This is a genomic window from Amycolatopsis pretoriensis (genome assembly GCF_900107925.1).
In the GTDB taxonomy this organism is placed as follows: Bacteria; Actinomycetota; Actinomycetes; order Mycobacteriales; family Pseudonocardiaceae; genus Amycolatopsis; species Amycolatopsis pretoriensis.
This window is the reverse complement of record NZ_FNUJ01000004.1, coordinates 473,780-485,768: the sequence shown is the minus strand read 5'-3', so window position 1 is coordinate 485,768 and position 11,989 is coordinate 473,780. Positions and strand designations below refer to the sequence as shown.

The 11,989-nt window shown below is 71.9% G+C and carries 10 protein-coding genes and 1 other RNA gene; 1 reads left to right on the top strand and 10 read right to left on the bottom strand.

Annotation, left to right across the window (positions count from 1 at the left end):
* Positions 1-35: 35 nt before the first annotated feature.
* Complete coding sequence (locus BLV96_RS19855; RefSeq protein WP_143050999.1) at positions 36-1,586, bottom strand: ALF repeat-containing protein; 1,551 nt, start codon at positions 1,584-1,586, stop codon at positions 36-38.
* A gap of 55 nt (positions 1,587-1,641) precedes the next feature.
* Here BLV96_RS19855 and BLV96_RS19850 point away from each other — a divergent pair, with 55 nt between their 5' ends.
* Positions 1,642-2,517, top strand: coding sequence for a spermidine synthase (locus BLV96_RS19850; protein ID WP_167379657.1), 876 nt, complete (start codon positions 1,642-1,644; stop codon positions 2,515-2,517).
* Positions 2,518-2,680: 163 nt separating this feature from the next.
* Here BLV96_RS19850 and ffs read toward each other — a convergent pair.
* From ffs to BLV96_RS19805, 9 genes are all read right to left on the bottom strand, one after another.
* An RNA gene (gene ffs / locus BLV96_RS19845) (signal recognition particle sRNA small type) lies at positions 2,681-2,775 on the bottom strand.
* 2 nt (positions 2,776-2,777) lie between these two features.
* Positions 2,778-3,386, bottom strand: coding sequence for a GTP-binding protein (locus BLV96_RS19840; protein ID WP_086678315.1), 609 nt, complete (start codon positions 3,384-3,386; stop codon positions 2,778-2,780).
* Complete coding sequence (locus BLV96_RS19835; protein WP_086678316.1) at positions 3,364-3,711, bottom strand: DUF742 domain-containing protein; 348 nt, start codon at positions 3,709-3,711, stop codon at positions 3,364-3,366. Before BLV96_RS19835 ends, BLV96_RS19840 begins: the two co-directional genes overlap by 23 nt.
* A complete protein-coding gene (locus tag BLV96_RS19830; RefSeq protein WP_086678317.1) occupies positions 3,711-4,145 on the bottom strand; it encodes a roadblock/LC7 domain-containing protein in 435 nt (144 codons plus the stop codon). Before BLV96_RS19830 ends, BLV96_RS19835 begins: the two co-directional genes overlap by 1 nt.
* Complete coding sequence (locus tag BLV96_RS19825; RefSeq protein WP_086678318.1) at positions 4,142-6,892, bottom strand: sensor histidine kinase; 2,751 nt, start codon at positions 6,890-6,892, stop codon at positions 4,142-4,144. The genes BLV96_RS19830 and BLV96_RS19825 overlap by 4 nt, the downstream gene beginning before the upstream one ends.
* 25 nt (positions 6,893-6,917) lie before the next feature.
* Positions 6,918-7,706, bottom strand: a complete 789-nt coding sequence (locus tag BLV96_RS19820) for an ABC transporter ATP-binding protein (RefSeq protein ID WP_086678320.1) — start codon at positions 7,704-7,706, stop codon at positions 6,918-6,920.
* Positions 7,703-8,575 (bottom strand): ABC transporter permease, encoded by an 873-nt coding sequence (locus BLV96_RS19815; RefSeq protein WP_244180331.1) that lies wholly within the window; start codon positions 8,573-8,575, stop codon positions 7,703-7,705. Before BLV96_RS19815 ends, BLV96_RS19820 begins: the two co-directional genes overlap by 4 nt.
* Positions 8,572-9,579 carry an ABC transporter substrate-binding protein gene (locus BLV96_RS19810; protein ID WP_208608276.1) on the bottom strand — a complete coding sequence of 336 codons (1,008 nt, stop codon included), beginning with the start codon at positions 9,577-9,579 and terminating at the stop codon, positions 8,572-8,574. The genes BLV96_RS19815 and BLV96_RS19810 overlap by 4 nt, the downstream gene beginning before the upstream one ends.
* 557 nt (positions 9,580-10,136) lie before the next feature.
* Positions 10,137-11,984: a glycosyltransferase family 39 protein gene (locus BLV96_RS19805; protein WP_208608275.1), complete on the bottom strand. Its 1,848-nt coding sequence runs from the start codon at positions 11,982-11,984 to the stop codon at positions 10,137-10,139.
* Positions 11,985-11,989 lie beyond the last annotated feature (5 nt).

Below are 11,989 nucleotides of genomic sequence, written 5' to 3'. Positions count from 1 at the left end.
GGTACCGGCAGGGTCCGACAACCTTCGCCGTGCGGTCAGGGCAGCTGGGCCAGCAGGCCGTTCACCTTCGCGACGTGCGCCGCGGTGAAGGCGTCCCGCGCCCGCGCCTTGCCCAGTTCGCCGTCCAGGTACGGCTGCAGGTACGAGTCCGGGCCGTCCAGGACGCCCTGCGCGACCGCGTTGACCTCCGGGCCCTCCGACAACGACTGCGCCACCCGGATCCGCAGGTCGTGCGTCCGCGCGACGTACCGGCCGGTGGCCAGGAACGCCCGGACGTCGGCGACGGTGCCGTCCAGCGCCTGCTGCGCGGCCGACTTCGTCGCCGGACCGCCGGTGGCCATGATCTGGTTGACCTCGACGCGGTCGTCGGTGTCGCGGCCCGGGTAGTCCCCGGTGCGCAGCAGCGCGGCGACGCCGGCGTACGGGCCGGCGAGCGCGTCACGAGCGGCCTGACGCAAGCCCGGGCGAGCCGTGGTGTCGGCCGCGATCGCGGCGACGGCGGCGCGGTCGTCCGACTCCTGCGCGACGGCGAGACCGCTGCGCACGAACGTGACGACGTCGTCGTCCGAGCCGCTCAGCGCGGCGCGGGCGGCGTTCTTGACGGCGGTGCCGCCGTTGCGCAGCAGGTAGACCGACGCGCGCCGGCCGTTCGGCACGGTCAGCGCCGGGTCGGCCGCGTCGGCGAGCAGCTTGTCGTTGTCCGTCTTGGCCTGCGCCGCGCGGGCGGCGGCGTCCTTGGCCTGCTGCTCGGCGTCGGCGGCCGCGCCGCGCGCGACCTGGGCGTCGTGCTGCGCCGCGGACTGCTGGGTCGCGAGCCGGGTGGTGTTCGCCGTCCGCGCGTCCGAAGCGAGCTTCCGCGCCCGCTCCCCGGCGAGCCGCACGATGAGCGGGTGGTGGGCGGCCGCGCCGGCCTTGGCGCCGTCGAGCTGGCCCTGGACCGCGGCGAGCTCGGCGTCGCCGTCCGCGGCAACCTGGCGCCAGACGGACAGGAAGTACCGGACGTCGGCCGGGGTGCCGTCGAGCGCGGTCTGCGCGGCGGCCTGGACCTCCGGACCGCCGGCGGCGAGCGCCTGGTCCGTCGTGATCCGGTCGTCGGTGTCGCGCGCCTGCTGCAGGCCGGTCTCGAGGAACGCCCGGACGTCGGCGGGTGTGCCGTCGAGCGCCTTCTGCGCGCGCTCGTTGACGACCGGGCCGCCGGTGCTCATGGCCTGGCCGACGGCGATGCGGTCGTCGGCGACCCGGGCCTGGGCGAGGCCGGTGGCCAGGAAGGCGCGGACGTCCTCGATCGTGCCGCCGAGCGCCTGCTGGGCGGCGCGCTTGGCGACCGGGCCGCCGGTCGACAGGACCTGGGTGACCAGCACCCGGTCGTCGTCGTCCCGGGCCTGCTGACGGCCGGTCGCCAGGAAGGTCTGCAGGTCGGCCGGGCTGCCGAGCAGGGCCGCTTCGGCGGCTCTGGCGACGCCGGGGCCACCGGTTTCCAGATACCCGACGGCCTGGGCCCGGTCGGGCAGCACGTCCGCGGCCGCCGGCGTCGCGAAGACACCGGCGGCGAGCGCCGCGGCGACGATTACTGCGTTCGCACGCAAGGAAAACCCCCTCGATCGATGATCGTTCCGCTCACTTATCGCCAGGCCGGGCGGAATGTTTCCGATACGCTCCGACTTCGTGAGCCGTTCTCGAAAACCCGGTCCGGTGCCCGGGCGGTACCCGGTCCGGTTCGGGACGGCGGAGCTGCTGCGCGACGCCGACCGCGGCAACGCGTGGCTGGTGTCGGTGGACGGGGTCGCCCAGTCGTACGTCGACCTCGACGACCCGGCCAACCTGGAGTTCGACTACGTCCGGCGCTTCGGCGACGTCGTGGACCACCTCCCGCCGGGCCCAGTGGACGCACTGCACATCGGCGGGGCGGCGTGCACGCTGCCGCGGTACGTGGCGGCGTCGCGCCCGGGTTCGCGGCAGCTGGTGTTCGACGCGGACGGCGAGCTGGTGGAGCTGGTCCGCGCCCAGCTCGGGCTGCGGATACCGGGGCTGCGCGTCCGCATCACGGACGGCCGCGCGGGCCTGGCGACCCGCCGCGAGGACACGGCGGACCTGGCGGTGGTGGACGCGTTCGAGCGAGCGACGCTGGCGGGCGGCCTGGCCACGGTGGAGGCGACGCGGGCGATCGGCGGAATCCTCCGGCCGGCGGGGATCTACCTGGCGAACATCACGGACGGCTCGGGCCTGCCGTTCGCCCGCCGTTTCCTGGCGACGCTGCTATCGGTGTTCCCGGAAGTCTTGCTGCTGGCGGACCCGGCGGTGCTGAAGGGCCGCCGCTTCGGCAACTTGGTGTTCGCGGCCTCGGCCGCGCCGCTGCCGACGGCGGAGATAGCCCGCCGGACGGCCTCGGCGGCGTTCCCGACGAGGTGCGTGGAGGGGGCGGAGCTGCGAAAGCTGGCGGGGAGGGCGACCCCGATCACGGACGAGGACCGGCCGCCGTCGCCGCAGCCGCCGGAAGACGTGCTGGGCCTGTTCTGAAGAGGTCGCGGCAGACCAGCGAACTCGCGAGGAAGGCCGCGGAAGACCCGAAGACCTGTGAGCGAGGCACCGTGGGGGTCCGGGGGGCTCGGCCCCCCGGGTGAAGGGACGAAGTGAGGTGGCCCGGCGAAGGGGCGAAGCCCCGAGAGCCGGAGCCAGTGAACAAAGGGGACCCCGCGCACCCGTCAGAGCCTGCTTATCCTTGCTGCCTTCCGGCCCTGGGGAGGTTCACAGGGTGGACGCCGCGCGGGGTCCGTGGATCAGTGTAGCGAAGAGCCCGCGCCCGCCTGGGCTCGGGCCTTCTTGAACGTGTTGCGCAGGACCGCCAGCAGCGCGTCGCGCACCGAAAGCTTCTGCCGGGCGTCGAACGTGATCAGCGGGACGTCCTCGCTGACCGCCAGCGCCCAGCGGATGTCCTCCAGGTCGTGCCCCAACGACCCGTCGAACATGTTCACCGCCACCACGAACGGCAGGCCCGCGTTCTCGAAGTAGTCGACCGCCGGGTAGCAGTCGTCCATGCGGCGGGTGTCCACGATCACCAGCGCGCCCAGGGCGCCGTGGACCAGGTCCTGCCACATGAAGCCGAAGCGGTCCTGGCCGGGTGTGCCGAACAGGTACAGCTTGACCTCGTCGTCGATCGTGATGCAGCCGAAGTCGAGCGCCACCGTCGTCGTGGTCTTCGCCGGGACGTGGCCGGTGCTGTCCACCGAAGCCGCCACCGACGTGATCGCCGCCTCCGTCGTCAGCGGCTTGATCTCCGAAATGGCGCCGACCGCCGTCGTCTTGCCGACGCCGAAGCCGCCCGCGATGACGATCTTGACCGGGGCCGGTGGGCGGGGCGCCGGTTCAGTGAATGGCTTCGAGTCCACGAATGACCCTTTCGATCATGCCGAGGTCTTGCGACGTGTGGTTCGCCGGCCGCCGGACGACGACGTAGCCCAGCTCGGCGAGGTCGGCCACCAGCACGCGGGCGACGCCGATGTGGAGGCCGAGCATGGCCGCCACCTCGGCGACCGACATGGTGTTGCGGCAGAGGGAAACGATTTCCTGCCGTTCGAAGGTGAGCTTCGGGTGCGACTTCGCGCCCAGGCGGGACGTCATCACCTGCGCCTCGATCTCCAGGCTCTGGTCGACCGGCTGGGCCCGCCCCGAGGTCATCAGGTACGGCCGCAGCAGCGAAGGCTCTTCGGTCATCACGCACCCACGGTGTTCTTCAGCTCCTCGATGAGCCCCGGCGTGAGGACTTCGGTGGCGCGGTTGGCGAACATCGCCATCTCGTAGGCGATCGTGCCGAGGCTCGCCTGCTTGTTGGCCAGCACGCCGAGCGAACAGCCGATGCTGATGGTGCAGACCAGCAGGTAGCCGTGCTCCAGCTCGATGATCACCTTGTCCGGCGAGCCGAGCGGGTGGCTCTCGGAGACGCCGTGGGCGAGGCCGAGCATGGCGGAGGAGATCGCGGCGAGGCGGTCGGCGTTGGACCGCTCGAGCTCCGACGACATCGCGATCAGCAAGCCGTCGGCCGAAACCGCGATGGCGGCGATCGCGCCCGCCGTGTGCTGGGCGAAGCGGCTCACCAGCCAGTTGAAGTTCTGGGCTTCGACGCTGACACCGGCTGCGGGGATGCTCATTTCCTGCTCTCTTCTGCTCGTTCCGTCACACGACCGGCGACCACGCCAGGCGGCGGGCTGTCTGCCGTCACCACGTCCGCCTTGGCGAGGCCGGCGGCGAACGCGTCGAACGCCGCTCGCTCGGCCGCCGGGTCCCGCCTGGTGCGGTTCACGACGGCGCGGGCGATCGGCCTGCCCGTGGCCTGCGGGCGCAGGCCGGGGGCGAGCTGGGCACCGGGGACCCGGCGGACCAGGCCGTCCCGGGACTGCGGGGCGGCCGGGACACCGGCCGGCGGGGTGGCGAGGCCGCGCGCCGGGTGGGACGCGGGCATCGCCGAGTCCCCGGGCACGCGCACCGGCAGCGAGGCGCCGTCACCCGGCGAGGGCGGGACGGAGCTTTCACGTGAAAGCTCGGGTCCCAGGTCGGAGCTTTCACGTGAAAGCTCCGTCCCCTGGTGGGCACTTTCACGTGAAAGTGACGCTTTGACGAAGGCGCTCTCGAAGCCGTCCATCGCGGCGCGGGTCGCCTCCGGGTCGTGGCGCGGTTTCTCCGCGGCCACCGGCGCGGTCGCGCCGGGGCCGGGCAGCTGGGCGCCGCGGACCCGGCGGCGCAGGCCACCGCGGCTCTCGGCTTCCGGTTCGGCCGCGGGCTCGGCGGGTTCGGCGTCCGGCCACACCGGTTCCAGCTGGTTGAACCAGCGGAAGCCGTTGGCGTGCGCGACGCTGAGCAGCGCCGGGATCGCCGGCGCCGGCAACGGCTCGGCCGGCCGCGGAACGTCCGAAGTGGACACCGCGACGGCCTCGGCGGGCCGCGCCTCGATCGGCGTCGGCGCGGGGTTCGGCTGCCGCAGCCCCGAGCGGTGGCTGAACAGCGACGGCGGGATCGTCAGCCGCGCGGTCACGCCGCCGGTGGTCGGCGTCGCGAGCAGTTCGACGCCCAGGTCGTGCCGCCGCGCGAGGCGGCCCACCACGAACAGGCCGAGCACACTGGTCGGGGCCAGCTCGAGGCGTTCGCGCTCGACGAGCCGCTGGTTCTCCTCGGCCAGCTTCTCGGCGGTCATGCCGATGCCGTGGTCGACGATGTTCACCAGGCACGACCCGCCGGCCAGCAGCATCGTGTCGACCTCGACCATCGACCCCGGCGGCGAGAACGACGTCGCGTTCTCGAGCAGCTCGGCGAACACCAGCACCAGGTCGGCGCCGAGGGCCGAGGACAGCAGGATCTCCGCGACGACCCCGAGCTTGACGCGCTGGTAGTCCTCGATCTCGGCGAGCGCGGAACGCAGGGCCGTGGACAGCTCGATCGGGCCGGCGATCCGGGTTTCGTCGCGGGTGCCGGACACCACGAGCAGGTTGTCGGCGTTGCGGCGCAGGCGGGTCGAGAGGTGGTCGAGCCGGTAGAGGCTGGCCAGCAGCCGGGTGTCCTGCTCGTTGCGCTCGACCTCGTCGATCAGCGCGAGCTGGCGGCCGACGAGGTTCTGCGTGCGCTTGGCGACGTTCGCGAACATCAGGCTGGTGTTGCGCCGGGTGAGCGCCTGCCGTTCGACCAGTTCGGCCGCGGTGGTCTGGACCCGGTTGAACGCGGCGGCCAGCTTGCCGAGCTCGTCGCTCGAGACGACGTCGATGGTGGCCAGCCGCGGGACCTGCTGCTCGGCCTCCTCGGTGTCGGTCACGCGGACGAGTTCCGTGCCGGCGAGGTCGGCGACCGACGTCGCCGCGGTGGTCAGCCGTCGCAGCGGCCGGGCGATCGAGCGGGAGACCGCGACGGCGAGGAAGGCGACCAGCAGGAACAGCAGCCCGGCCCCGATGCCGACCGTCCAGGCCAGCCGGGCGCCGGCGTCGGCTCGCCCGGTCGCCGCGTCGGCGATCTCGCCGGTGACCCGCTCCTGCACGAGTTTCCGCTGGCCCGCCTGGCTTTCGGACGCGGTGAGGACGTCGGTGACGTACCGCGTGGTGCCGGCCGCGTCCCGCGGGTTGTCGATCTGGCCGGCGAGCTCGTCGATCCGGCGGCCGGCATCGCTGCCCTCGACGTTGACGACCAGCGCGGACTGGTCGCGGTCCTCTTCGTCGTCGGCCTGCTGGACGAACCGCTCGGTGAAGATCGGCGCCTGCTGGGTCGCGTCGTCCAGGATGGACCGGCCGGCGTCGGGCGACACCGCCGTCACGATCAACGCCATGCCGCGCAACGAGTTCTCCTCGTTCGCGCGCAGCAGCGCCTCCAGCGCGGTCAGCTCCCGGGTGCCCTCGGCGTCGCTGGTGAGCTGCGGGACCAGCCGCAGCGAGTCGATCACCGCTCCGATCACCGCGTGGTAGGTCCGGGCGACGCTGTCGAGCGCGACGCCGCGCAGCTGCGCGTTGTGCCGCAGCTCGTTCAGCGAGCCGATCCGGGTCAGGGCCGCGGAAAGCTCGTCCGGCGCGCCGGAACCCAGTGCCGACCGGACGCTCTCGACGGTCGCGTCCACCGTCTTCTGCTGCTGGAGCATCTGGTCCGGTGGCGCCGACGGCGTCGCGACGAAGGCGCCGGTGAGCAGCCGTTCGCGCTGCAGCTGCCAGACCAGGCCGCCGAGCTGCTGCGTGTGCCGCGCCACCGTCGCCGACTGCGACGCGGCCATCGCGCTGCTCGCCTGCGTCAGCACGAACGGCACCGACACCAGCACCACCGCGGCCAGCGGGGGCAGGAGCAGCAGGTTCAGCTTGCCGCGAATGCCGAGCCGGGCCAGGATCCCCCCGCCGCCGGCCCGTTCCGCGGTCGCCCCGCCGTGCCTCATCCCGCCACCTTCCCGTCTTCCGTTCTCACCCGTCCGCGGCCACCCGGCTCACGTGCCCGCGGTGCTGCTCCCGGACCAGGTCCTCGATCCGGGCGCGCAGCGCGAGGAACCGCGGTTCGCGCTTCACCGCCAGGTCCCGCTCCGCGGGCAGCGTCACCTCGACGTCGGCGGCGATGCGGCCGGGGTCGGAGGCGAGCACCACCACCCGGCCGCCCAGGAAAACCGCTTCCTCGACGTCGTGGGTGACCATCAGCACCGTGGTGCCGGTGTCGGCCCACACCTGGCGGATGAGCACCTGCATGTCCTCTTTGGTCTGGACGTCCAAGGCGCCGAAGGGTTCGTCCAGCAGCAGAACGTCCGGTTCGCACGCCAGCGCCCGCGCGATCGCGACGCGCTGCTTCTGGCCGCCCGAAAGCTGTTTCGGCAGCGACTTGCGCACGGCGTGCAGGCCGGTTTCGGCGAGGTACCAGTCCACGCGCTTGGCGCGCTCGGCCGCGTCGACCGGCAGCAGCTCCAGTCCGAACGCGACGTTCTTCTCGACGGTGCGCCACGGGTAGAGCGCACCCGCCTGGAAGACGAGCCCGCGGTCCGGGCCGGGGCCGGTCACCGGGACGCCGTCGAGCACGATCTCGCCCTCGGTCGGCTTGCCGAGCCCGGCCACCAGCGAAAGCAGCGTCGACTTGCCCGAGCCGCTCGCGCCGACGACGCAGACGAACTCGCCGCGCAGCACCTCGAGGTCGACGCCGTCGAGCGCGCGGGTCACCTTGCCGCGCACGGTGTAGTCCTTGGCGACGTTCCGCAGTTCCAGCGTCATGCCGCCCACTTCCCGACCCGCGTGCGCAGCAGGCGCAGCAGGACGTCGATGACCAGCCCGGCGATCCCGATGACCACGAGCACGGCGAAGATCTTGTCGGTCTGCAGGAACCGCTGCGCGCGGACGATCCGGTAGCCGAGGCCGGCCGAGGAGTTGATCAGCTCGGCGACGACCACGAAGTTCCACGCCGCGGCGGCGTTGACGCGGATGGCGTCGAGCATGCCCGGCAGCGAATGCGGCACGACGACCTTGCGCAGCACTTCGCCGCGGCGCGCGCCGAGGGTGTAGGAGACGTCGATGAGCGCGCCCGGCACGCCGCGGACGACGTCGGCGGTCATCAGCGTGTTGAAGAAGACCGTGCCGATGAAGAGGATGGCGATCTTCGACGGCTCGCCGAGGCCGAGCCAGATGATCAGCAGCGGGATGAACGCGCTCGCCGGCAGGTAGCGCAGCAGCCCGATCAGCGGCTCGAAGAACGCCTGTCCGGCGGTGAACGTGCCCATCAGGATGCCGAGCGGCACCGAGACGAGCACGGCGAGGCCGAAGCCTTCGAGCACCCGCTGGGTCGTCGCCCAGAGGTCGTCGAAGAGCTCACCGGTGCCCGCCATGTCGACGCCGGCCTTGACCACCGCGGCCGGCGACGGCAGGAACGTCGAGTCGACGGCCCCGCTGACGCTCAGCACGACCCAGGCGACGAACGGGATCGCGAACGACAGCACCGCGAGCGTCCAGCGCGCACCAGCGGAAATGGGCGTGCGCAAGGAAAACAGCGCGGACGCGGTCCTGGGCGCGGCCCGGCGCGGGAGCGGGGCCCAGGCCGGGCGCCCCGACTCCCGGCGTTCGGCGAGCTGCTGGGTCGGCCCGGTCACTGCGGCGCGGCCTTCACGAACTGGTCGTCGAACAGCCCGTCCAGCGCCGGCCGCTGCTGCGCGAGCCCGGTGTTCACGATGAAGTCGATGATCTTGTTCGCCTGGAAGTCGAGGTGCTGCGCGGTGACCCCGGGTGTGAACGCGTCGATGTTCTGCTGGCGGGTGAAGATCGTGGTGCCGGCGTCGTAGGTCTTGTAGTCGGCGTCGGAGACGCCGCCGCGCTTGGCCATGATCCCGACGGCCGCGTCCTTGTTGTTCTTGATCCAGGTCAGCGTCTCGAACCAGGTGTCGACCAGCGCCTGGACGTCCTTCGGGCGCTCCTTGACCAGCTTCTGCGACGTGACGAGGTGGTCCGGGATCGCACCGGGGAACTCCGCCGACGTCGAGATCGCGCGGCTGCCCTGGCGTTCGAGGGCCTTCGAGGTGAAGGGCGCGAACGCGCCCACCGCGTCGACCTGGCCGGCGACGAACGCGGCCGCGGCGGCGTCGGTCGGCAGGTTGACCAGCTCGATGTCCTTTTCGGTCAGTTTCGCTTCCTGCAGCGCGAGCAGCAGGAGGTAGTGGTCGACCGTGCCCTGCTCGACCGCGACCTTCTTGCCCTTCAGGTCGGCGACGGCGTTGATGCCCTCGCGGGCGATGATCTTGTCGTTGCCGGTGGAGTTGTCGTTCACCAGCACGATCGACAGCTTGGCGCCGCCGGAGGCCGAGGAAAGCGTGTCGTTGAGGGTCTGGCTGTTCGCGTCGATGGCGCCGCTGGAAAGCGCGTTGATGCTGTCGGTGTAGTTGTCGAAGTACTTCAGGTCGACGTTCACGCCGTTCTTCGCGAACAGTCCCTGTTCCTGCGCCACCTGCCAGGGGAACCAGCCCGGCCACGCGCTGAACCCGAGGGTGATCTTGCCGCCGGTGCCGGAGGCGTCGCTGTCGCTGCACCCGGAAAGGGCGGTTACGCCGGCGAGGGTCAGCAAAGTCAGGAGCACCGTCAGCCGACGGGGGCGGAAAGTCACAGCGAAACTCCCAATGGCGGGGGAAGTGGAGTGTTGCGGCGCCGAAAGCGCACAGTCATCGCTGCTCTCTTCCAGACGCACCTGATCGGGTCACGGGCAAGAGAACACGCACCGGGAGCACCCACACCCAGTGAGATCCGGTTGGTCAGCACACCGGATCGGCCACCCCTTGTCCCTCACCCGGCGGAGAGCCTAGCGAGTAGCACAAGATCCCCACAACGCCTCACCAGTGCATCCGAACGAGTGACCAACAACCGTGTCAACCAGCAACATCGGCCGTCCCGGAGATCAAGTACGCGCGTGTTTCTGTCGGCCGCCCGGCCAAGATCCGGGCCGCGGTCCCGTGCAGTTGCACGGGCCGTAGTCCCTCATCGTTACGCCGCGCCGTGATCATCACCGAGCGCTACGAATGGGAACCGAACAATCGTTCGTAATTACCCGTTCAGCGAGACCGGGTTTCGAACAGGTGTTCGTCTCCACCGATAGCGCATGCGCTATCGGTGGCGCGAACGATTCCTCGACTGTTAACACGCCTGAAACATTCGGCCGAATTTCGATCAATTGACCGATTTTGTCAGGTCGTAAATCGTGGTCTCCCCGACGGTGACCGGCGCGAAATTTTGCTCGACCCAGGACTGGATCTCGCCCGAGGTCCCGCGGCCGCCACCGAACCCGCCACGCCCGCCGGCGACGTAGTAGTGGATGTCGCCGGCGTCGACGTACTGCTCGAACTGCGCGAGCGTCGGAGCCGGGTCACTGCCGCTGAAACCGCCGATCGCGAGCACCGGTCGCCCGCTCGAGAGCGCCAGCCCGGCCGACTGCATCGCCCCGCTCTGCGCCGCGGCCCACTTCGTCGTCGTGCTCTTCAGCAGGTCGATCACCGCCGCGTCCGTCTGTCCCCCACCGAAGCCGCCGCCGAAACCGCGTCCACTCGCGACGGGCGGGCCGGACGACGGCGTGCCGCCGGAGTGCGCGGTCGCCGCCGTGGCGAGGGTGAACGACGCCGTCCCGAGCAGCGCGCCGCACAGGCCGGCCACGGCCACGACCGGACCCAGCCGCCGGACGCGGTCGGCGCCGAAGAGCAGCGCCACGACGGCGGCCGCGCCGAGCACGAGCAGCGCGTAGCGGATCCACGGCTGCCACTCCGGCGTCCGCGCCAGGAGCACGAACCCCCACACCGCGGAGACCGCGAGCATGACGGCCAGCACCGCGCGGGCCGCGAAGTTCGCCCGGCCGCGCCAGAGCTCCCGCGCGGAGATGCCCAGCGTGCCGGCGATCCCCGGGGCCAGCGCGACCGTGTAGTACGGGTGGATGATCCCGCTCATGTAGCTGAAGACGAGCGTGGTGACGACCAGCCAGCCGCCCCACAGCAGCAGCGCCGCCCGCGTCCGGTCGGTGCGGGGCGCGCGCCGCGTGAACCACAGGCCGGCGACCAGGCCGAGGACCGCGGCGGGCAGCAGCCACGAAGCTTCCGCGCCGAACTCACCGCTGAACAGCCGCGTCAGGCCGGTTTCGCCGCCGAAGCCGCGGCCACCGAAGCCACCCGTCGGCGCCCCGCCACCGCCGCGGCCTTCCCCGAAGATGCGGCCGAGGCCGTTGTAGCCGAAAGCCAGCTCCAGCACGGTGTTGTCGGTCGACCCGCTGATGTACGGCCGGTCGGCGACCGGCCACAGCGCGACGGCCGCGATCCACCAGCCCGCCGAAACGACGACCGCCCCGGCCGCCGCGAAAAGCTGCCCGACGCGGCGGCCGGGCGACGTCGGCGCCGCGACGGCGTACGCCAGCACGAAGGCGGGCAGGACGAGGAACGCCTGCAGCATCTTGTCGAGGAAGCCGAACCCGATCGCGACCCCGGCGAGCACCAGCCACGTCGTGCTCCCACGCTCGAGCGCCCGCACGACGCAGTAGGCGCCGGCGACGAGCAGCAGCACGAGGAAGGCATCGGGGTTGTCGTACCGGAACATGAGCGCGGCGACCGGCGTCAACGCGAGCGCCGACCCGGCGAGCAGGCCGGCGCCGGGGCCGGAAAGCCGCCGCACGGCGAGGTAGAGCAGGCCGACCGACGCGACCCCGGCGAGCGCGTTCGGCACGAGCAGGCTCCAGCTGGAGAAGCCGAAGAGCCGGCCGGACAGCCCCATGACCCACAGCGAGAACGGCGGTTTGTCGACGGTGACGACGTTGCCCGGGTCGAGCGAACCGAAGAACAGCGCCTTCCAGCTCCACGTGCCGGCCTGGGCGGCCATGGCGTAGAAGTCGTTGGCCCAGCCGGTCTTCGCCAGGTCCCACAGGTAGAGCAGGCCGGTCCCGACCAGGAGCGCGGCCACGGAAGGCGTGACCCACCGTGGTTTCCGGACGGGCGCGGGAGCGGGCTGGGCGTGTTCGGGCGCCGACAGCGTGGTCGTCATGGCGT

Excerpts from the sequence above, each read along its gene's own strand:
- BLV96_RS19835 (WP_086678316.1), bottom strand. The coding sequence starts at position 3,711 with ATGACCGAAGAGCCTTCGCTGCTGCGGCCGTACCTGATGACCTCGGGG.
- BLV96_RS19850 (WP_167379657.1), top strand. The coding sequence starts at position 1,642 with ATGTTTCCGATACGCTCCGACTTCGTGAGCCGTTCTCGAAAACCCGGT.
- BLV96_RS19830 (WP_086678317.1), bottom strand. The coding sequence starts at position 4,145 with ATGAGCATCCCCGCAGCCGGTGTCAGCGTCGAAGCCCAGAACTTCAAC.
- BLV96_RS19805 (WP_208608275.1), bottom strand. The coding sequence starts at position 11,984 with ATGACGACCACGCTGTCGGCGCCCGAACACGCCCAGCCCGCTCCCGCG.
- BLV96_RS19820 (WP_086678320.1), bottom strand. The coding sequence starts at position 7,706 with ATGACGCTGGAACTGCGGAACGTCGCCAAGGACTACACCGTGCGCGGC.
- BLV96_RS19825 (WP_086678318.1), bottom strand. The coding sequence starts at position 6,892 with ATGAGGCACGGCGGGGCGACCGCGGAACGGGCCGGCGGCGGGGGGATC.